This is a genomic window from Variovorax endophyticus (assembly GCF_025376855.1).
GTDB lineage: Bacteria > Pseudomonadota > Gammaproteobacteria > Burkholderiales > Burkholderiaceae_C > Variovorax.
The window spans coordinates 116,401-136,389 of the sequence record NZ_JAHUTH010000004.1 but is presented as its reverse complement, the minus strand read 5'-3'; the positions used below and the strand labels follow the sequence as shown (position 1 = coordinate 136,389).

Genomic DNA, 19,989 nt, shown 5'->3' with positions numbered 1-19,989 from the left:
CCCCGCCTGGCCACCGCCGTGCTGGCCGCCTGCATGGTCGCCGGCGCCGCCGCCGCCGACCTCAAGGTCGGCGTCATCAGCTCGCTCTCGGGCCCGGTCTCGGCGCTCGGCATTCCCTACGAGAAGGGCATCCGCGCCGCGCTCGCACAGCAGCCGACCATTGCCGGCCACAAGGTCGAGCTGATCGTGCTCGACGACGCCTCCGATCCCACCACCGCCGGGCGCAACGCGCGCAAGCTGGTGACCGAGGACAAGGTCGACGTGCTGATCGGCACCTCGGGCGTGCCCGGCGCGATGGCGATCGCGGCGGTGGCGCGCGAGCTCGGCACGCCGCTGATCTCGCCCACGCCGGTGTCGCTGCCGGGGCCGGAGAACGTCTGGACGGTGTCGGTCTCGCAGCCCTTCGAGCTGATGGTGGCGGCGGTGGTCAAGCGCATGCAGCAGGCCGGCGTGAAGTCGGTGGCCTTCATCGGCTTCTCCGACGCGCTCGGCGACCTCGCCTACGACTCGCTGATGAAGAGCGCGGCCGCCGCGGGCATCAAGGTGGTGGCGAACGAGCGCTATGCACGCAGCGACTCCTCGGTGGCCGGGCAGGTGCTCAAGATCGTGGCGGCCAGGCCCGACGCCGTGTTCGCGGGCAACTCGGGCACGCCCGGCGCGCTGCCCTACCTGGCGCTGGCCGAGCGCGGCTACAAGGGCCAGATCTACGGCACGCACGGCCTGATCAACGCCGACTTCGTGCGCGTGGGCGGAAAGTCCATCGAAGGCCTGCAGGTGCCCAGCGGCCCGGTGCTGGTGGCTGAGCAGCTCGATGCGGCCAACCCGATCCGCAAGGTGTCGATGGACTTCCGCGCGGCCTACCAGAAGGCGCACGGCGCGGCGCCGGTCGATGCCTTCTCCTCGTACACCTACGACGCCTACCTGCTGCTGGCCAGCGCCGCGGCGCGCGCCAAGGGCGAGCCGGGCACGCCGGCCTACCGCACGTCGCTGCGCGATGCGATCAACAGCACCAGGGAGCTGGTCGGCACGCACGGCATCTACAACTTCAAGCCCGACAACCGCTACGGCTCGGACGAGCGCGCGGTGGTGATCGTGCGCATGGAAAAGGGCCAGTGGAAGCTGGTGCCCTGAGCGCCCGCATCCGAAGCACCCCATGAGCCGCTACCGCGAACACCCCGAGGCGATCCGCGCGCTGGTCGAGGACCGGCGCGTGCACCGCGACGTCTACCTGAGCGAGGAGCTGTTCGCGCTCGAGCAGGAGCGCTTCTTCGCGCGCACCTGGCTGTTCGCGGGCCATGCGAGCGAGGTGCCCAAGGCCGGCGACTACCGCACGCTCGAACTCGCGGGCCGGCCGCTGGTGATGGTGCGGCAGGCCGATGGCGCGCTGCGGGTGTTCTACAACCGCTGCGCCCACAAGGGCAGCCAGCTCGTGAGCGACGAGCGCGGCAACGCGGGCAAGTTCTTTCGCTGCCCGTACCACGCCTGGACCTACAAGCTCGACGGCGCGCCGCTCGCGCTGCCGCTGAAGTCGGGCTACGAGAACACCGGCCTGGCGCAATGCGAGTCGGGGCGCGGCCTGTCGCCCGTGGCGGGCCTCGCGGTCTACCGCGACTTCGTGTTCGTGCGCCTGTCGCCGCAAGGCCCGAGCTTCGAGGACTATTTCGGCGGCGTGCTGCACGCCATCGACAACATGGTCGACCGCTCGCCCGAGGGCCGGCTCACGGTGGCCGGCGGCGTGTTGCGCAACATCGTCCACTGCAACTGGAAGATGTACCTCGAGAACATCAACGACACGGTGCATCCGATGTCGACGCACGAATCGGCCACCGCCGCTGCCGAGGGCCTGTGGGCCGGCATCACGGCGGCCGAGCCCGAGGCGGCCAAACCGATGGCGATGGAGCAGATCCTGCCCTTCGGCGCGGGCTACGACTTCTTCGACCGCATGGGCGGTCGCGTCTATCCCAATGGCCACAGCGTGCTGGGCATCCACTTCAGCATCCATTCGAACTACGCGCAGCTGCCGGGCTACGAGGCCGCGATGCGCGCCGCGCACGGCGAGGAACGCGCTACCGAGATCCTGCAGCGCTCGCCGCAGAACTCGGTGCTGTTCCCGAGCCTCTCGGTCAAGGGCTCGCCGCAGGCGATCCGCGTGATCCGCCCGCTCGCGGCCGACCGCACGCTGATCGAGGCCTGGAGCTTCCGCGCCGAGGGCGCGCCCGAGCTGCTGCTGGAGCGCTCGATGAACTACAACCGGCTCGTGTTCTCGCCGATGTCGGTGGTGGCGCACGACGACGTGCACCTGTTCGAGAGCATGCAGAAGGGCCTGCGCGGCGAAGGCAACGAGTGGGTGAGCCTGCACCGCGACTTCGACCCGGCCGAACTCGCGCGGGGAACGGCCGAGACCAACGGCACCAACGAACTGCTGATGCGCAACCAGTTCCGCGCCTGGGCGAAGTTCATGGGCGAGCAGGGGGAGGGTGCATGAACGACGCCATCGACCTCGTGGTGCGAGAGGCCGCGCTGCTCGACGCGCGCCGCTTCGACGACTGGCTCGCGCTGTACGACGTCGAATGCCTCTACTGGGTGCCGCTGCTCGGCGCGGCGCAGGCCGATCCGCGCAGCCACAACGCCATCGCCTGCGAGGACCGGCTGCTGCTGCAACTGCGCGTCGACCGGCTGAAGAACCCGCGCGCGCATTCGCAGCATCCCGCGAGCCATTGCCAGCACGTGCTGCAGCGCTCGGTGCCGGAGGCCGGCGAAGACGGCGAGGCCGTGCTGCGCACTCCCTTCATCTACATCGAGGCGCGGGGCGAATCGCAGGTGCTGCTCGCCGGCAGCTACCGCCATCGGCTGGTGCGCATCGAAGACGGCTGGCGCATCCGCGAGAAGCGCGTCGACCTGCTCAACCCGGGCCAGGCATTGCCGGCCATCCAGCTTTTCATCTAGTTCCCTCCCTCGTTCCACTCCCCACCCTTTCCTCCAGGAGCTTCGACATGACCCGCTTGATGCAGTCCCTTCGCCACGCCGCCGTGCTCGCGCTGGCCGCCGGCCTCGGCGCCGCCGCCTTCGCGGCCGACCTCAAGGTCGGCCTGAGCGTGTCGCTGTCGGGCCCGAACTCCTCGCTGGGCGTGCCCTATGCCAAGGGCATGCAGGCCGCGCTGGCCTACAAGGGCGAGATCAACGGCCGCAAGGTGCAGCTGATCGTGCTCGACGACGGCTCCGACCCGACCACCGCGGGCCGCAATGCGCGCAAGCTGGTGGACGAGGAGAAGGTCGACGTGCTGATGGGCACCTCGGGCGTGCCGGCCGCGATCGCCATGGCGCAGGTCGGGCGCGATGCCAAGGTGCCGATGATCGGGCTCACGCCGATTCTGCTCGACCCGGCCGAGAACGGCTGGGTGATGACGGTGGCGCAACCCACGCAGCTGATGATCGACGCGGTGGTCGAGCGCATGAAGAAGGACGGCGTGAAGTCGGTCGGCTACATCGGCTTCTCCGACGCCTGGGGCGACCTGGTCTACAACGCGCTGATGAAGGCCGCGCCGGCCGCCGGCATCCAGGTGCTGGGCAACGAGCGCTATGCGCGCGCCGACGCCTCGGTCACGGGCCAGGTGCTGAAGCTGCTCGCGATGAAGCCCGAGGCCGTGATGACCGGCGGCGCCGGCACGCCGGGCGCGCTGCCCTTTCTCGCGCTGCAGGAGCGCGGCTTCAAGGGCAAGGTGTACGGCCAGCACGGCCTGATCAACCCCGACTTCGTGCGCGTGGTCGGGGCCGCCGGCCAGGACGCGCTGATGCCCACCGGCCCGATCATCGTCGCCGAGCAGCTGCCGGCCGACCATCCCACGCGCAAGATCGGCCTGGAGTTCCGCAGCATCTTCCAGAAGGTCAACAACGCGCCCACCAGCGACGCCTTCTCGGCCTATTCCTTCGACGGCTACCTGGTGTTCGCCGATGCGGCGGCGCGCGCGCTCACGAAGGCCGAGGCCGGTACGCCCGAGTTCCGGGTCGCGCTGCGCGACGCGATCTTCAGCACCAAGGAGGTCGTGGGCACGCACGGCGTCTACAACTTCAAGCCCGGCGATCTCTACGGCGTGGACCAGCGCGCGCGCGTGATCGTGAAGCTCGACAAGGGCCAGTGGAAGCTGGCGCCTTGAGCGCGGCGTCCTCCATCCTCCATCCACCCAAAGCAAGCGAGAAGCGAGAGCGATGACGAAGCGAAGGACTGTGCAATGACCTGGGACGTGGCCCTCATCCTGGGCATCGACGGGCTGGCCAACGGGGCCATCTACCTGCTGGCCGGTCTCGGCCTGGTGTTGATCTTCTCGGTGACCCGGGTGGTCTTCGTGCCCTTCGGCGACATCGCGGCCTTCGCCGCGCTGACGCTGGCGGCCTTCGAGACCGGCAAGCTGCCGCCGACCATCGGCCTGGTGGCCGTGCTCGCGGCGCTGGCCGTGCTGACCGAGGTCGGCAGCCTGATCCGGCGCGGCGAGGCGCGGCGCATTCCGAAGGCCGTGCTGGCCTGGGGCGTGCTGCCGCTGGTGCCCTGCGCCATCGCCTGGGCCGCGGCGAGCGCCGGCGTGCCGGCGCCGGTGCAGCTCGCGGTGTCGGTGCTGCTGGTGGTGCCGGTGGCGCCGCTGCTGGCGCGCGTCGTGTTCCAGCCGATCGCCGATGCCTCGGTGCTGGTGCTGCTGATCGTCTCGCTCGCGCTGCACTTCCTGCTGTCGGGCCTGGGGCTGCTGTTCTTCGGGCCGGAAGGCTCGCGCACCAGCCCGCTGGCCTCGGGCACGCTCACGCTGGGCGACGGCTTCACCGTCAGCGGCCAGGTGATCCTGATGGTGAGCTCGGCGATCGTGCTCAGCGGCCTGTTCTTCCTGGTGTTCGAACGCACCGTGATGGGCAAGGCGCTACGCGCCACCGCCGTCAACCGCGTCGGCGCGCGGCTGGTCGGCATCCGGCCCGCGCGCACCGCGCTCTTGGCCTACGGCTGCGCCTCGCTGCTGGCGGGGCTGATCGGCGTGCTGATCGCGCCGGTGACCACCATGTACTACGACTCGGGCTTCATCATCGGCCTGAAGGCCTTCGTGGCCGCCATCATCGGCGGCCTCGTGAGCTACCCCATGACCGCCATCGGCGCGTTGGCCGTCGGCGTGGTCGAGAGCTTCGCCTCGTTCTGGAGCGGCGCGCTCAAGGACGTGATCGTGTTCAGCCTGCTGATCCCGGTGCTGATGCTGCGCTCGTTCATGGCGCGGCACGTGGAAGAGGAAGAAGAGGAGGTGGACCAATGAACCGCCGTCCCCTGATCCTCTGCGCCGTGGTGATCGCCGCGCTGGCCGTGGTGCCGGCGCTGTTCGGCAGCTTCACCGTCTCGCTGCTCAACGACATCGGCATCGGCGCGCTGGTCGCGCTGGGGCTGGTGCTGCTCACGGGCGTGGGCGGCGCCACCTCCTTCGGGCAGGCGGCCTTCGTCGGCATCGCGGCCTATGCCACGGCCTGGCTCAGCACCACGCAGGGTTACTCGCCCTGGATCGGCCTGCTGTTCGCGCTGCTGCTGACCGGCCTCTCGGCGCTGGCCATCGGGCTGCTCACGCTGCGCCTGGGCGGGCACTTCCTGCCGCTGTCGACCATCGCCTGGGGCCTGTCGATCGCCATGCTGTTCGGCAACGTCGACGCGCTGGGGCGCCACACCGGGCTGTCGAACATCCCGCCGCTGTTCATCGGCGGCTGGTCGCTGGCCGATCCGCGCGCCATGTACTACCTGATCTGGGCGATCGTCGGGCTGGCCTTCCTGTTCAGCCACAACCTGCTGCGCTCGCGCCCGGGCCGCGCGATCCGCAGCCTGCGCGGCGGCGCAACCCTGCTGGCGAGCGTGGGCGCCGACGCCTACCGCGTGCGGCTGTCGCTGTTCGTGACGGCGGCGCTGTTCGCCGGGCTCGCGGGCTGGCTCTATGCGCACATGAACCGTTTCGTGAGTCCCTCGCCCTTCGACGTGCGCGCGAGCATCGAGTACCTATTGATGGCGGTGGCCGGCGGGCTCGGCAGCCTGGTCGGTGCGCTGGTGGGCGCGGGCCTGGTGCTGGTGCTCAAGAACGGGCTGCAGGACGTGCTGCCGCTGATCACCCAACGCGCCGGCCAGCTCGAGGCGGTGGCCTTCGCGGTCTTGTTCATCGCATTGCTGCACTTCGCGCGCGGCGGGCTGATGGGCTTCGTGCGGCGGCTGCGCGCGCGCAAGGGCCCGGGAGCGGTACGCCCATCCGCGGCGCCGCTGGCGGCCGTCGAGCCGCTGCCGCATCGCGCGCTGCCGGCGCGCGGCACGCCGATCCTCTCGGTGCAGGGCGCGGTCAAGCGCTTCGGCGGGCTGGTGGCGGTCAACGACGTGAGCTTCGACGTGGCGGCTGGCGAGATCGTGGGCCTGATCGGGCCCAACGGCGCGGGCAAGTCGACCATGTTCAACCTGCTGACCTGCACCCTGCCCATGAGTTCGGGCAGCGTGCGCTTCCTGGGCCAGGACATCGCCGGCATGCCGCAGCGCGAGGTGGCGCGGCTCGGGCTGGCGCGCACCTTCCAGCACGTGAAGCTGCGCCCGCAGATGAGCCTGCTCGACAACGTGGCGCTGGGCGCGCACTCGCGCACGCGCTCGGGCGTGCTGCGCGCTGGGCTGCGGCTCGATCGCGCCGAGGAGCGGCAGATCCTGCAGGAGGCGCAGCGCCAGCTCGAGCGCATCGGCCTGGGCGATCGCGCGCACGAGCTCGCGGGCAGCCTGCCGCTGGGCACGCAGCGCATCCTCGAGATCGCGCGCGCGCTCGCGGCCGACCCGGTGCTGCTGGTGCTCGACGAGCCCGCGGCCGGCCTGCGCCGCAAGGAGAAGATGGCCCTGGGCGAGCTGCTGCGCAAGCTGCGCGACGAGGGCGTGACCATTCTGATCGTCGAACACGACATGGACTTCGTGATGAAACTCGTGGACCGCCTGGTGGTGATGAACTTCGGCGCCAAGCTGGTGGAGGGCGCGCCGGCCGCGGTGCGTGCCGACGAGCGGGTGCAGGCGGCGTACCTGGGGAGCGTGGCATGAGCACGACGACCCCGATGCTGGAGATCGGCGACCTGCATGTGTCCTATGGCCAGGTCGATGCGGTGCGCGGCGTGTCGCTCGCGATGCAACCGGGCCAGATCGTCTCGGTGATCGGCCCCAACGGCGCCGGCAAGACCACGCTGCTCGCGGCCGCGATGGGCCTCTTGCCCTCGAAGGGCGTGCTGCGCTTCGAGGGCGAGGACCTGCACGGCCTGGACGTGGAGGCGCGCGTGGAGCGCGGCCTGTGCCTGGTGCCCGAGAAGCGCGAGCTGTTCGGCGAGCTCTCGGTGCTCGACAACCTGCAGCTCGGCGCCTTCTCGCGCCGGCTGCGCGGCAGCGTGCTCAAGAGCCGGCTGCAGGGCGTGTACGACCGCTTCCCGCGGCTGGCCGAGCGCCGCGCGCAGCGCGCCGACACGCTCTCGGGCGGCGAGCGCCAGATGCTGGCCGTGGGGCGCGCGCTGATGTCCTCGCCGCGCCTGCTGATGCTCGACGAGCCCAGCCTCGGGCTGGCGCCGTTGATCGTGCGCGACATCCTCGCGATCGTGCGCAAGCTGCGCGAGGACGGCGTGTCGATCCTGCTGGTGGAGCAGAACGCGCGCGCGGCGCTCGAATCCTCCGACCACGGCTACGTGCTGGAAACGGGCGAGATCGCGCTCGATGGCGCCTCGCAGGACCTGGCCTGCGATCCGCGCGTGCAGGCCACCTACCTCGGCGGGGGCACGCACGATGAGGACTGAGCCGGACCCGCTGCCGCCCGCGCGCCGCACCTTGCCGGCGATGCTCGAGCGGCAGGCGGCGCTGTTCGGCGACAAGCCGCTGCTGTCGATCGCCGGACGGCAATGGGCACATGCCGATGCGCGCGCGGCCGCCGCATCGCGCGCCGGCGCGCTGGCCGCGGCGGGCGTGGCGCGCGGCGATCGCGTGGCGCTGATGAGCGGCAACCGGCTCGAGGTGCTCGAGACGCTGGGCGGCTGCGGCTGGCTGGGTGCAGCGATGGTGCCGATCAACACCGCCTCGATGGCGCCGCAGATCGAGTACTTCCTGGCCGACAGCGCGGCGCGGCTGCTGGTGATCGAGAGCGCCTTCCTCGACCGGCTGGCCGGCGTCGACCTCGCGCGCACCGCGCTGCGCACGGTGTGGGTGATCGGCGAGGGCGAGATCGCGCTCGAGGGCGTGGAGGTCAAGGCCTGGCCGGCCGATGGCGAGGCGATCGCCGCGGCCGAGGTGCAGCCGGGCGACACGCTCGCGATCCTCTACACCTCGGGCACCACCGGCCCGGCCAAGGGCGTGACCTGCCCGCATGCGCAGTACTACTGGTGGGGCGTGAACAGCGCGGCCGTGCTCGGCGTGGGCGCCGACGACGTGCTGTGCACCACCTTGCCGCTGTTCCACATCAATGCGCTCAACACCTTCGCGCAGGCCGCGATCACCGGCTGCCGGGTGGTGTTCGAGGCGCGCTTCTCGGCCTCGGGCTTCTGGGAGGCGATGCGCGCCCACGAGGCCACGGTGGTCTACCTGCTGGGCGCGATGGTGCCGATATTGCTGGCCCAGCCCGAGGGGCCGGGCGAGCGCGCGCACCGGGTGCGCGTGGGCCTGGGCCCTGGCGTGCCGGCGCATGCGATGCAGAGCTTCCTGGCGCGCACGGGCGTGCGGCTGCTCGAGGGCTACGGCTCGACCGAGACCAACTTCGTCATCAGCACCGCGCCCGATTCGCCGCGCGGCGGCGTGATGGGCTGGGTGCGCCCGGGCTTCGAGGCGCGCGTGGCCGACGCGCACGACGTGGAACTGCCCGACGGCGAGGCCGGCGAGCTGCTGCTGCGAGCGAGCGAGCCCCATGCCTTCGCGAGCGGCTACTTCAACATGCCGGCCAAGACCGTCGAGGCCTGGCGCAACCTGTGGTTCCACACCGGCGACCGCGTGGTGCGCGATGCCGACGGCGCCTTCCGCTTCGTCGACCGGCTCAAGGACGCCATCCGCCGGCGCGGCGAGAACATCTCCTCCTTCGAGGTCGAGCAGGTGCTGCTGAGCCATCCGGGCGTGGCGGCGGTGGCGGTCTACCCGGTGCGCTCGGAACTGGCCGAGGACGAGGTGATGGCGGCGCTGATCGCGCGCCCCGGCACGGCGGTGGAACCCGCCGAGCTCGCGGCCTTCTGCGAGGCGCGGCTGCCGTACTTCGCGGTGCCGCGCTACATCGACATCCTCGAGGACCTGCCGCGCACCGAGAACGGCAAGGTCCAGAAGTACAAGCTGCGCGAGCGCGGCGTGACGCCCGGCACCTGGGACCGGCAGCCGGCGCGGCGTACCTAGGCCTGTGGCCGATGTCCAGGGCCGCAAAACGCTAGAATGGTTTAGGACTAAATATTATTGCCATGCAAGCAAATTCTCTTTCCGGCCGCCACGCCCTGGTCACCGGTGCCGCGCGCGGCATCGGCGCCGAGATCGCGCGCACCCTCGCGGCCGAGGGCGCGGTGCTCACGCTGCTGGGGCGCGACCGCGAGGCGCTGCAGCGCGTGGCCGACACGCTGCCCGCCGCCGCCTCGCACCGCGTGGTGGCGGCCGACGTGGCGGACCCGGCGGCCGTGCAGCAGGCCTTCGCGCAGGCGCGCGCCGCGCTCGGGCCGCTCGCGATCCTGGTCAACAACGCGGGCGCGGCCGAGAGCGCGCCCTTCCTCAAGACTTCGGTCGAGCTCTGGCAGCGCATGCTGTCGGTCAACCTCACGGGCAGCTTCCTGTGCACCCAGGCGGCGCTGCCCGACATGCTCGAGGCCGGCTGGGGCCGCATCGTCAACATCGCGAGCACCGCGGGGCAGAAGGGCTATGCCTACGTGGCGGCCTACACCGCGGCCAAGCACGGGGTGATCGGGCTGACGCGCTCGCTGGCGCTCGAGGTGGCGCGCAAGGGCGTGACGGTGAACGCGGTCTGCCCGGGCTACACCGACACCGACATCCTGCGCAACAGCGTCGCCAACGTGGTCGGCAAGACCGGCCGCAGCGAGGCCGATGCGCTGGCGGAGTTCTCGAGCGTGAACCCGCAGCGCCGCATCGTGCAGCCCTCGGAGGTGGCCGACGCGGTGCGCTGGCTGTGCGGCGAGGGCGCCGCCTCGGTCAACGGGCAGTCGATCTCGGTCTCGGGCGGGGAGGTCACATGAAGCACAACGATGCCTCGCATGCCGCGCTGAGCGACGCCGAGGAATTGGGCCACGAGGCGCGCGCGCGCACCGAGGACCATGCGGCCCTCAAGCTGTGGCTGCGCATGCTGGCCAGCACCACCCAGATCGAGGCCGAGATCCGGCGCCGGCTGCGCGAGCGCTTCGGCATCTCGCTGGCGCGCTTCGACTACATGGCGCAGCTCTACCGTCACAGGGAAGGGCTGAAGATGCGCGTGCTCTCGCGCTACCTGATGGTGACCGGCGGCAACGTCACCGGCCTCACCGACGAGCTCGAGCGCGAGGGCGTGGTGGCGCGCGCGCCCAGCCCCGAGGACCGCCGGGCCTGGATCGTGAGCCTCACGCCCAAGGGCCGCGCCGGCTTCGAGGCGATGGCGAGCGAGCACGAGCAATGGATCCTCGAGATGTTCTCGGGCCTGGACATGAAGACCATCAAACAGATGCATGCCCAGCTCGGCGAGCTGCGCGTGCACGTGATGCGCAGCGAACCCGCGGGCGAGGAGGGCTGAGCCATGGCCGAGACGCCCGCGCCGCGCTTCGCGGAATTCAGCCGGCCGCGGCTGATCCGCTTCTCGGACTGCGACCCGGCCGGCATCGTCTTCTACCCGCAGTACTTCGTGATGCTCAACGGGCTGGTCGAGGACTGGGTCAACGAGGAGCTCGGCATCGGCTACGACGCGCTGGTCACCGGCCGTCGCGTCGGCCTGCCGACCGTGAAGCTCGAGGCCGATTTCCGCGCCGTGAGCCGCATGGGCGACCGGGTGGCGCTGGGGTTGGCGGTCGAGCGGCTCGGTTCGCGTTCCCTGAGCTTGCGGCTGCGCTGCTTCGAGCCGGTGTCGGGCGAAGTGCGCATGCAGGTCGGCCAGGTGCTGGTGACCACTTCGCTGGAAACCCACAAGGCAATCGAGATCCCGGCCGACCTGCGCGCGGCGATCCTGAAGGGCGCGATGCCTTCTTAAGCCCCGGGGAATGTCGATCCCTCTAAAGGAGGAGTTCCCCCGGGCTTGTACTACCAGCGTACTGCTTCCACAATTCCGGGCCTGGGAAAATAAGGCGGAGTTGAATGGGAACGGTTGATGAGAATTCTGCTGGTTGACGATCACGGCCTCGTGCGCGAGGGCGTGGCACTTCTTTTGCGCTCGCTCGACCCCAAGATCGGCGTGCACCAGACCGCCGACATCCACGATGCGATCGCGGCCATGCGCACGCATGGCCCCTTCGACATCGTGCTGCTCGACCTCGAGATGCCCGGCATGCGCGAGCTCGACTCGCTGCACCTGTTCCGCGGCCAGTTCCCCGAGCAGGCGGTGGTCGTGCTGTCGGCCAACGAAGACCCCAACACGGTGCGCCGCGCGATCGACGACGGCGCCATGGGCTACGTCAAGAAGTCGCTCGACCCGGCGACCATGATGCAGGCGCTGCGCGTGGTGCTCGACGACGGCATCTACGTGCCGCCGGTGTGCCTCGAGCCGCCGCGCACCGACGAGCCCTCGCCGGCCGACCGGCTCGCGAGCCTGCGACTGTCGCCGCGCCAGGAAGAGGTGCTGCTGCGCCTGGCCCACGGCAAGTCGAACAAGGCGATCGCGCGCGAGCTCAACATCTCCGACACCACCGTGAAGTCGCACCTGAAGGTGGTGTTCGAGATCCTCGACGTCCACAGCCGCACCCAGGCCATGTACGAGCTCTCCCGCCTCGGCTGGCGCGCGATGGAAGCCGGATGAGGAACCGGGCCGCGGCGCTGGTCGCCGAGCAGGTCGGGTTGCTCGCGACCCAGTCGCGCAACGCCGTCCTCGGCTTGCTGGTCGGCTGCTCCTTCGTCTCTGCGATCCTCGCGCGGCACGTGTCGTGGGTGCTGATCGGAGCCTGGCTGGCGCTGTTCATCGGCGCCAACGCCTACCGCATGCGGCTGGGCGCGCGCCTGCTGAGCGACCGCGAGCCGCGCGACGCCGCGGCGCTGAGCAAGTTCTTCTACATCGCGCTGGTCAACGGCATCTGGATCGGGCTGCTGCCCGTGATGTTCTTCGGCGTGCTGCCCGACGAGTCGCGGCTCGCGCTGACCGTGATCGTGCTGCTCGCCGCGGCCGGCGGGGCCGCCACCTATGCCTCCTTCGCGCGCGGCTACCTGTGCTTCCTGCTGGTCGGCGTGCCGCTGGTGGCGCTGGGCTGGGGGCTGCACGGCGGTCCGCGTGCCTGGGCGGTGGTGCTGTCGCTGCTGATGTACGCGGTGGTGATGGCGCGCTTCTCGACCTATCTGGCGAGCGTGTTCGAGCGCTCGGTGCTGATCCGCTTCGAGGCCGACGCGCAGCGCGAGCAGGCCGAGCGGATGCGCGTGGTCGCCGAGGAGGAGCGCGGCAAGGCCGAGGAGGCGCGCCACGTGGCCGAGGAGGCGAGCGTCTCGAAGTCGCGCTTCCTGGCCAATGCCAGCCACGACCTGCGCCAGCCGGCGCAGGCGCTCGCGCTCTACACGGCGGTGCTGACGCACAACGCCGAGACCGACGAGCAACGCCAGATCGCGCGCAGCATCGCCGAGGCCAGCCGCGTGCTGGGCGATTTGCTCGACAACCTGCTCGACATGTCGCGCCTCGATGCCGGCGCGGTGCAGCCGCGCGCGCAGGCGGTCGACATCGGCCAGATGCTGGCGCGCCAGGGCACCGAGGCGCGCGCCATGCTGGCCGGGCGCAACGTGCGGGTGGAAGTGGAGGGCGGCGCTTTCGTGGCCCAGACCGACCCGGTGCTGCTCGAGCGCGCGCTGCGCAACATCGTGGGCAATGCGGTGAAGTTCACCACCTCGGGCCTGATAGCGATCCGCGCCCACATCGTCGGTCCCGTGATCCGCTTCGAGGTGGAAGACACCGGCCAGGGCATCGCGACCGAACACCAGACGCTGATCTTCGAGGAGTTCTTCCAGGTCGACAACCAGGAGCGCGATCGGGCCCGCGGCCTCGGCCTCGGGCTGTCGATCGTGCGCCGGCTGATCCACATGCTCGGCGGCGAGGTGAAGGTGGAATCGGCGGCCGGCAAGGGCTCGAAGTTCACGCTGACCATTCCCGCGCTGTTCACGCGCGCGCCCGACGAATCCGACCTGCGGCCGCGCCCCTCGGTGCCGATGCCCGATCTGCGCGGCCGGCGCGTGCTGGTGATCGACGACGAGCAGATGGTGAGCAACAGCCTGAGCGCGCTGCTCCAGACCTGGGGCGCCGACGTGGACACCGCCGACGGCCTGCATGCCGCGCTCGCGCTCGGGCCGCCCGGCAACTGGCAGCTGTGCCTGTGCGACCTGCGCCTGCGCGGCGGCGAGGACGGCATCTCCACGGCGGCGCGGCTGAACCGCGATGCGCCCGACCTGCCGATCGTCTTCATCACGGGCGACACGGCCCCCGCGCGCATCGAGCAGGCGACCCGCACCGGCCGGCCGCTGATGCACAAGCCGGTGGACGAAGTCCAGCTCGCGAGGCAGGTGCGCGCCTTGCTCTGAGTCCGGATTCGCCCCCCAGGTCCACCGTCGGCGGGCCACGATTTCCTCTCTCCCGTTTCCCGCCGTCCCATGTCCTCGCCCACCGCGCAGCCGCTGTCCATTCCCTTCGACGAATGGAAGCCTCCCGAGCCGCTGCAGCTCGATGCCGTCGTGATCGGCTCGGGCTATGGCGGCAGCGTGGCCGCGCTGCGGCTCGCGCAGGCCGGCCGGCGCGTGGTGCTGCTCGAGCGCGGCTCGGAGTTCCTGCCGGGCGAGTTCGCCAACGACGTGGGCCAGCTGCCCAAGTACCTGCGTTTCCAGGGCCCGCAGGGGCCGATGGGCAGCCCCTGCGGCCTGTTCGAATGGCGCGTCGGGCCGGGCATGGCTTCGCTGGTGGCCAACGGTTTCGGCGGCGGCAGCCTGATCAATGCCGGCGTGCTGGTGCAGCCCGACGACGACGTCTTCGCCCAGCCCGCGTGGCCGGCCCAGATCCGCCATGCGCTCGACGACGACAGGCCCGGCCTGCGCCTGCCGTCGGCCTTCGCGCGCGCCAGGGAACAGCTGCAGGGCACGCGCTTCTCGATCCGCACCGCGGACGGCGCCGAGGCCGAACCGCTGCCCAAGTCGCAGGCGCTGGCGAAGCTCTGCGAGACGCTGCAGCGCGACAAGACGCTGCGCAAGCACGCGCCACGGGTGCACGCGGCAACGCTGACCATCGACCCGGCGCGCTGCAGCCATTGCGGCGACTGCTTCACCGGCTGCAACACGCCCGGCGCCAAGCACACCCTGCCCACCACCTACCTGAAGCAGGCCGGCGAGCTGGGCGTGCAGTTCGTGAGCCGCTGCACCGTCTATGCCCTCGAGCCGCAGCGCAAGACCGGCCGCTGGCGCTTCACCGCGGTGGAGACCGAACGCAGCCGCGACCTGCGCAACATGGCCGACCTGGTGACGCAGCACGGCCGCAGCTTCGAGGCCGCGCTGGTGGTGGTCGCGGCCGGCACCTTCGGCAGCACCGAGCTGCTGATGCGTTCGCAGAAGGTGCACGAGCATTTCACGCTGTCGCCCACGCTGGGCACGCGCGTGAGCGCGAACGGCGACAGCGTGAGCGTGATCGCCGACCTCAAGACGCCGGTGGACAACGTGGGCCGCGGCGCGATCCCCGAGGCCCAGGCCGGCCGGCCCGTGGGGCCGACGATCACGACCCTGCTCGACCTGCGCGGCAGCGGCGACGACCGGCCGCCGCTGCAGGAGCGCGTGATGCTGCAGGACGGCGCGGTGCCCGGCCCGCTGTCGCGCCTGTACGAGGAGATGCTGGCCATCGCCTGGACCCTGCGCCACATCGGCGCGCGCGCGCCATCGCCGCGCGCGCACGGCCGCGGCATCGATCCGCTGGCCGCCTCGCCCGAGCTCGCCGCCCACAGCCAGCTGCTGCTGGCGATGGGCCACGACAGCTCGCAGGGGCGGGCGGTCTGGGTGCCCGAGATGGACGGCATCGCCCCCTACTGGCCGCGGCCGCAGGAGGCGCCCACCTACGCCGCGCAGCAGCGCATGTTCGATGCGGGCACGAGGCGCGACGGCGTGCACCTGCACCTGCCGACCTGGCAGGCGCTGCCGCCGGGCGCCGCGACCTTGCTGTCCGGGCCGAAGCCCGATGCGCTCGCGATGACGGTGCATCCGCTCGGCGGCTGCCCGATGGGCGACAACCACGACTCGGGCGTGGTCGACCACCTGGGGCGGGTCTGGCGCGGCGACAACGAACTCTGGCACGGCCTCTACGTGCTCGACGGTTCGATCGTCCCGACCTCGCTGGGCTGCAATCCGCTGTGGACCATCACCGCGCTGGCGGAACGCGCGATGGCGCACCTGGCGCCCGGGCTGCGCGTGGCCGGCCCGACCGCCACGCCGACGCCCGCGCCGCAGCGCGGCCTGCCGCGCTCCACCGCGGGCTGGTCGCGGCCCGGGCCGATGCGGGTCGAGGCCCGCGCGCGCGAGCGGCTGGAGTGCCGCGCGCTGCCGCTGCGGGGTCCGCTGCGCCGCATGCTGGGCACGCCGACCGCCGACTGCGACATGGTGGTCAGCATGCACACCTTCGATTGGCAGCAGCTGTGGAGCGATGCGCGGCATCGCTTCACGGGCGTGCGCGGGCTGTTGCGCTTCGAACCCCTGGTCGAGGGCACGGCCCCCGATGCCAGGCCGGCCAGCGAGCGCTTCGTCAGCTACAAGATCCGCGGCGGCGCGGTCTCCATCCTCGCGGTGGAGCCCGGCGGTCCGCTCGCGACCCTGCGGCGCATCGCCAGCCTGCCGCGCACGGTACTGACCTGGTTCATCTTGCGCGGCTACCTCGACTGGCGGCGCGGCGACACCGAGATCACGCTCGAGCGCAGCCGCAACATGTTCTGGGCCTGGTGGGCCGCCACCGAGATCCGGCATGTGGAGTACGACCTCGGGCTGACGCTGCGCCCCGGCGGCGTGCCTCGGCCCGATCCGGTCCGGCGGCTGCGGCTGCGCGGCACCAAGGAGATCGTCTATGCCGCGAGCTGGCCGCAGCTCGTGGGGCATGGCGCGCGGCGGCTGTGGCAATGGCGGTGGGCCGACGACCGTCCGGGCAAGGCCGTACCGGCCGACCTGCGGCCCGACCTGTTCACCCAGCTCACCTGCCCGGTCATCACGCTCGATGCCGACGACCGGCCGGCGCCCTGGTGGTCGCCGTGGCGCAACCGTGTGGCGAAAGCGCACTTCGCGTTCGACGTGGCGCGCGCGGTGCGCGACACCCCGATCGAACTGCTTGGCGGCGCCGACGCCAGCTCGGCGATGGGCACGCTGGTGGCCTATCCGGCGCTGCTCGCGCGCTTCGCGCTGCAGTCGCGCATGCTCGATTTCCGGCTGCCCGACTATAGCGGCAGCCCGCTGGTCGACGTCGCCAGCCGCGAGGACCTGAAGCTGCGCGGTGAGGCCTGCGGCGGCACGCAGGGCGACGTCCATCCGCAGGCGCATTCGCTGTGGGTGCGGCGCGGTCGCTCGTCGAGCGACGACGGCACCGAGGCCGTGGAGAACGTGCAGCTTCGGCTGTGGCGCTACCGGCGGCCCGGCGCCGACGGGCTGCCCGAGTTCCTCGACGGCCAGTGGTGCGGCGTGCCCGTGCGGCGCGCGCGCTCGGTGCTGCTGACCCATGCCTTCGGCATGTCGGGCCACACCTTCACCTTCAAGGGCACGACGCAGAACTTCGCCGAGCACCTGTATGGCCTGGGCTGGGAGGTCTGGGTGCTCGACACCCGGCTGAGCCCGCGTTCGCGGGCCTCGCAGGAGCCGGGTACCGCCGACCAGGTCGCGATGGTCGACATCCCGGAGGCGGTCGATTTCGTGCTCGACCTGCTGCGCAACGAGCGCGACCGGGTCGTCGGACCCGAAGCCGGGCTGCCGCTGCAGCTCCATGCCTTCGGCCAGTGCCTCGGCGCGGCGGCCTTCCAGATGGCGCTGCTGGCGGGGCGGCTGTCCTATCCGATCGAGAGCGCCGGCTACGTGTCGGCCACCGGCGTGCGTCCGCTGCTGCCGAAGCTCGCGGGCCTGGTGAGCGCGCAGACGCACCTGTTCACGGTCGGTTCGCGCTCCTCGCAGGGCAAGACCTGGCTGCCGGCCTTCATCCGCAACCTGGCCGGCCGCACCACGGTGCCGCTGGCGGTGCGCGGGCCGGTGGAGTCGCTGGTCGAATCGCTGGTCGACCGCCTGTTCGCGGCGCTGCCGGTGCCGCCCGGCGAGCACTGCCCGGGCGAGGGCACGCTGGGCCGGCCGCACGACGACGACTGCGCGACCTGCAGGCGCGTGCGCTTCCTCGACGCCGAGCTGTTCAAGCACCGCAACCTCAACGCCCGAACCCACCGCGAACTGCCCAAGCTGTTCGGCAACGCCTCGGTGCGCGTGTTCGCGCATGCGGCGCGCTTCGTCGAATACGAGCGGCTGGTCAGCGAGGACGGCTTCAACGTCTACGCCAACGACAGCGCGATCGCGCGCCACATGGCGCTGCCGATCCGCTTCGTGCACGGCTGCGAGAACGAGCTGTTCGACAAGGAAGGGGCGCTGCGCTCGTCGCTGCAGTTCGCGCAGATCCATCCCGACTGGGTGCCGCTGTTCGGCAAGGCGACCGAGGGGCAGCCGCCGCACATGTGCGACCTGATCGCGGGCCATGGCCACCTCGATCCGCTGATCGGCCAGGCGGCGATGGATCGCGTCGACGGCGAGGCCAGTCCCTACGAACGGCTGGCGGCCTTGCTGAACCAGGCCTGGGGATCGCGCGAACATGGGCCGGCCGTCGCCGCGCCCGGCGTCGACGAGGACATCCCGCCGGCGAGCCCGCATCCGAACCACGAGGTGCGTTTTCCGCGCGCCGGTCCCTGGGTCGGGCCGATGGAGCCGATGGACGTCGACCCGCAACTGGCCCTGTACTGCGCCATGCCGCCGGGCCCGTCGCGCGGCGTGCGCGTGGCCTTCGTGGTCGACGACACCGCCGCCGACGCGCTGCTCAGCCGCGGGCTGGCGGCCAGCGCCATCGTGCACCTGGGGTCGCGTCTCTATCGCGTGCCGCTGGAGATCGTCGACTTTCCCGCGCCGATGGTGGCGCGCGACGGCTTCCTGCTGCCGCCGCCGCGGCGGCCCTGGGTGCTCGGCAGCGCGCAGGGCCGCACCGATGGCAGCAGCGCGATCCGCGTGGCCTGCGGCAACATTCCGCTGCCCGAGGGCGGGACGTGGGAGCGCGCGCGCATCGAGTGCGTCTCGCACGCACCGGCGCTCGATGCACGGACCGCGAGCCGGCCACTGCAGCGGCTGCCCGATGAGGTCGTGGAAGGGCCGCCGGTGGCGTTCTCTGCCGCCGCGGAGGCGGCGGAGCTGATGGCGTTGCAGGGCTCGATCCGCTTCGCGGCCGAAGCGGCGGTGCGCGAGCGCGAGGTGGGGCGCGGGCCCTTTCCCGCCTCGCTGTCGCACCAGCGTCGCAATGCACCGCTGGCGGAACACCGCTGGATCCGCCTCAGGCCGCGCATGCTGGCCGCGCGCGAGGGCGCGCTCTGCATCGCCATCGGCAGCTGCAGCTACCCGGGCTTCTCCTTCGACAGCGAACCGGCCTCGGCCTCGTTCGAGCGCTTGTTGAAGACCGTGCGCAAGCTGGGAGCGGGTGGCCCCGAGATGCTGTTCATGCTCGGCGACCAGATCTATGCCGACGCGACCGGCGGCATCATCGATTCGACCAATCCCGTCGAGCGCTACACCGACCGGCACCAGCGGGCCTTCACGCGGCGCGCCTTGCAGCAACTGCTGGCGCGGGTGCCGTCGGTGTGCACGGTGGACGACCACGAGTTCACCGACAACTACCCGCTGGCCCGCTCGCTGTTCAAGCCGCATCTCGCGCGCCGCGGCTACAGCCGCCTGCGCGAGCAACATGCGCTGCAGGCCGCGCAGAACGCGTTGACCGCCTACCAGCTGATGCACGGCAGCGAGAGCATGCGTCGCTTCGGCTTCGCGCGCTACGAGCGCGGCGGCGTGCGCTTCTTCGTGGCCGACACGCGACGCTGGCGCAAGGCCGCCCGGCACAGCGCGCCGGGCAAGCCGGTCGCGGTGCGCACCCTGTCGGACGAGGCGCGCGCGGCCTTCCACGCCTGGGTGGAGGAGGGCCGCGACAGCGACGCCTTCCATTGCCTGCTCACGGGCAGCGTGCTGCTGCCGGGGCTGGTGCCGGGCTGCGATCCCGCGAACCCCGGCCCGCCGGACTCGATGCAGGCCGCGCCGGCAGAACGCGCCGAGCTGCTGGGCCGACTGGCCGATGCGGTGCCGGGGCGCTTCGCCTGCATCTCGGGCGACTACCACCTGAGCTTCTCGGGCGCGGTCACGGTGGATGGCGTGCGCGTCGGCGCGGTGATGCTCGCGCCGGCCTTCTACGCGCCCCTGCCGTACGCCAACTGCTCGCCCGGCGATCTGTGGCTCGACGAGGACCTGTCATTGCCCGACGGCCGCACGTTGCGGCTCGAGGCGATCGATGGCGAGCTGCCGCAGCGTGGATCGGGCTACGGCCTGCTGCGCTTCGAGCGATGCGCCGAGGGCTGGTCGGCCGCGCTGTCGACCGACCTGCTGGTGCTCGAGGAGGGCGCGACCAGGAAGCGCTTCGACTGGCCGCGCGTCGACCTCTCGTAGCGCCGCGCGGCGTTTCTCCTCCAATTGGGGCATGCGCGCGGCGCGACGATGAACTCCAATCCCCGCATGCCGTGACAGGGCCGCGCGGGCCCCGCGTGCGGCGCATTGCAGTCATCAAAGAAAGC

The 19,989-nt window shown here is 71.5% G+C and carries 14 protein-coding genes; all 14 read left to right on the top strand.

Annotated elements, in window-relative coordinates; translation table 11 throughout:
* Nucleotides 1-33: 33 nt before the first annotated feature.
* Nucleotides 34-1,131 (top strand): ABC transporter substrate-binding protein, encoded by a 1,098-nt coding sequence (locus KV106_RS07125; RefSeq protein WP_261208792.1) that lies wholly within the window; start codon nt 34-36, stop codon nt 1,129-1,131.
* 22 nt (nt 1,132-1,153) lie between these two features.
* Entirely contained in the window at nt 1,154-2,485 is a 1,332-nt protein-coding gene (locus KV106_RS07120; protein ID WP_261208350.1) for an aromatic ring-hydroxylating dioxygenase subunit alpha, read from the top strand.
* The gene (locus KV106_RS07115; protein WP_261208339.1) at nt 2,482-2,946 is read left to right on the top strand and encodes an aromatic-ring-hydroxylating dioxygenase subunit beta; all 465 of its coding nucleotides are present in this window, start codon (nt 2,482-2,484) and stop codon (nt 2,944-2,946) included. Before KV106_RS07120 ends, KV106_RS07115 begins: the two co-directional genes overlap by 4 nt.
* Before the next feature lie 47 nt (nt 2,947-2,993).
* Nucleotides 2,994-4,154, top strand: a complete 1,161-nt coding sequence (locus KV106_RS07110; RefSeq protein ID WP_409976486.1) for an ABC transporter substrate-binding protein — start codon at nt 2,994-2,996, stop codon at nt 4,152-4,154.
* 75 nt (nt 4,155-4,229) lie between these two features.
* Complete coding sequence (locus KV106_RS07105) at nt 4,230-5,285, top strand: branched-chain amino acid ABC transporter permease (RefSeq protein ID WP_093348977.1); 1,056 nt, start codon at nt 4,230-4,232, stop codon at nt 5,283-5,285.
* On the top strand, nt 5,282-7,066 hold the full coding sequence (locus KV106_RS07100; RefSeq protein ID WP_261208326.1) for a branched-chain amino acid ABC transporter ATP-binding protein/permease: 1,785 nt from the start codon (nt 5,282-5,284) through the stop codon (nt 7,064-7,066). Before KV106_RS07105 ends, KV106_RS07100 begins: the two co-directional genes overlap by 4 nt.
* Nucleotides 7,063-7,803: an ABC transporter ATP-binding protein gene (locus KV106_RS07095; RefSeq protein WP_057590614.1), complete on the top strand. Its 741-nt coding sequence runs from the start codon at nt 7,063-7,065 to the stop codon at nt 7,801-7,803. Before KV106_RS07100 ends, KV106_RS07095 begins: the two co-directional genes overlap by 4 nt.
* Nucleotides 7,793-9,373 carry an ATP-dependent acyl-CoA ligase gene (locus tag KV106_RS07090; protein WP_261208315.1) on the top strand — a complete coding sequence of 527 codons (1,581 nt, stop codon included), beginning with the start codon at nt 7,793-7,795 and terminating at the stop codon, nt 9,371-9,373. The genes KV106_RS07095 and KV106_RS07090 overlap by 11 nt, the downstream gene beginning before the upstream one ends.
* A 62-nt stretch (nt 9,374-9,435) precedes the next feature.
* Nucleotides 9,436-10,215 carry an SDR family NAD(P)-dependent oxidoreductase gene (locus KV106_RS07085; RefSeq protein WP_057590612.1) on the top strand — a complete coding sequence of 260 codons (780 nt, stop codon included), beginning with the start codon at nt 9,436-9,438 and terminating at the stop codon, nt 10,213-10,215.
* Nucleotides 10,212-10,742 (top strand): MarR family winged helix-turn-helix transcriptional regulator, encoded by a 531-nt coding sequence (locus KV106_RS07080; RefSeq protein WP_057590611.1) that lies wholly within the window; start codon nt 10,212-10,214, stop codon nt 10,740-10,742. The genes KV106_RS07085 and KV106_RS07080 overlap by 4 nt, the downstream gene beginning before the upstream one ends.
* 3 nt (nt 10,743-10,745) lie before the next feature.
* Nucleotides 10,746-11,192 (top strand): acyl-CoA thioesterase, encoded by a 447-nt coding sequence (locus KV106_RS07075; RefSeq protein ID WP_261208311.1) that lies wholly within the window; start codon nt 10,746-10,748, stop codon nt 11,190-11,192.
* Between the two features lie 117 nt (nt 11,193-11,309).
* A complete protein-coding gene (locus tag KV106_RS07070; protein WP_064262281.1) occupies nt 11,310-11,954 on the top strand; it encodes a response regulator in 645 nt (214 codons plus the stop codon).
* Nucleotides 11,951-13,708: an ATP-binding response regulator gene (locus KV106_RS07065; protein ID WP_057590608.1), complete on the top strand. Its 1,758-nt coding sequence runs from the start codon at nt 11,951-11,953 to the stop codon at nt 13,706-13,708. The genes KV106_RS07070 and KV106_RS07065 overlap by 4 nt, the downstream gene beginning before the upstream one ends.
* Nucleotides 13,709-13,777: 69 nt before the next feature.
* The gene (locus tag KV106_RS07060; RefSeq protein WP_261208296.1) at nt 13,778-19,864 is read left to right on the top strand and encodes an FAD-dependent oxidoreductase; all 6,087 of its coding nucleotides are present in this window, start codon (nt 13,778-13,780) and stop codon (nt 19,862-19,864) included.
* Nucleotides 19,865-19,989 lie beyond the last annotated feature (125 nt).

What these genes read in the sequence shown, in the direction of transcription:
- KV106_RS07115 (WP_261208339.1), top strand. Translation starts at nt 2,482, where the DNA reads ATGAACGACGCCATCGACCTCGTGGTGCGAGAGGCCGCGCTGCTCGAC.
- KV106_RS07060 (WP_261208296.1), top strand. Translation starts at nt 13,778, where the DNA reads ATGTCCTCGCCCACCGCGCAGCCGCTGTCCATTCCCTTCGACGAATGG.
- KV106_RS07100 (WP_261208326.1), top strand. Translation starts at nt 5,282, where the DNA reads ATGAACCGCCGTCCCCTGATCCTCTGCGCCGTGGTGATCGCCGCGCTG.
- KV106_RS07075 (WP_261208311.1), top strand. Translation starts at nt 10,746, where the DNA reads ATGGCCGAGACGCCCGCGCCGCGCTTCGCGGAATTCAGCCGGCCGCGG.
- KV106_RS07085 (WP_057590612.1), top strand. Translation starts at nt 9,436, where the DNA reads ATGCAAGCAAATTCTCTTTCCGGCCGCCACGCCCTGGTCACCGGTGCC.
- KV106_RS07065 (WP_057590608.1), top strand. Translation starts at nt 11,951, where the DNA reads ATGAGGAACCGGGCCGCGGCGCTGGTCGCCGAGCAGGTCGGGTTGCTC.
- KV106_RS07120 (WP_261208350.1), top strand. Translation starts at nt 1,154, where the DNA reads ATGAGCCGCTACCGCGAACACCCCGAGGCGATCCGCGCGCTGGTCGAG.
- KV106_RS07105 (WP_093348977.1), top strand. Translation starts at nt 4,230, where the DNA reads ATGACCTGGGACGTGGCCCTCATCCTGGGCATCGACGGGCTGGCCAAC.
- KV106_RS07125 (WP_261208792.1), top strand. Translation starts at nt 34, where the DNA reads ATGGTCGCCGGCGCCGCCGCCGCCGACCTCAAGGTCGGCGTCATCAGC.
- KV106_RS07070 (WP_064262281.1), top strand. Translation starts at nt 11,310, where the DNA reads ATGAGAATTCTGCTGGTTGACGATCACGGCCTCGTGCGCGAGGGCGTG.
- KV106_RS07110 (WP_409976486.1), top strand. Translation starts at nt 2,994, where the DNA reads ATGACCCGCTTGATGCAGTCCCTTCGCCACGCCGCCGTGCTCGCGCTG.
- KV106_RS07090 (WP_261208315.1), top strand. Translation starts at nt 7,793, where the DNA reads ATGAGGACTGAGCCGGACCCGCTGCCGCCCGCGCGCCGCACCTTGCCG.
- KV106_RS07095 (WP_057590614.1), top strand. Translation starts at nt 7,063, where the DNA reads ATGAGCACGACGACCCCGATGCTGGAGATCGGCGACCTGCATGTGTCC.
- KV106_RS07080 (WP_057590611.1), top strand. Translation starts at nt 10,212, where the DNA reads ATGAAGCACAACGATGCCTCGCATGCCGCGCTGAGCGACGCCGAGGAA.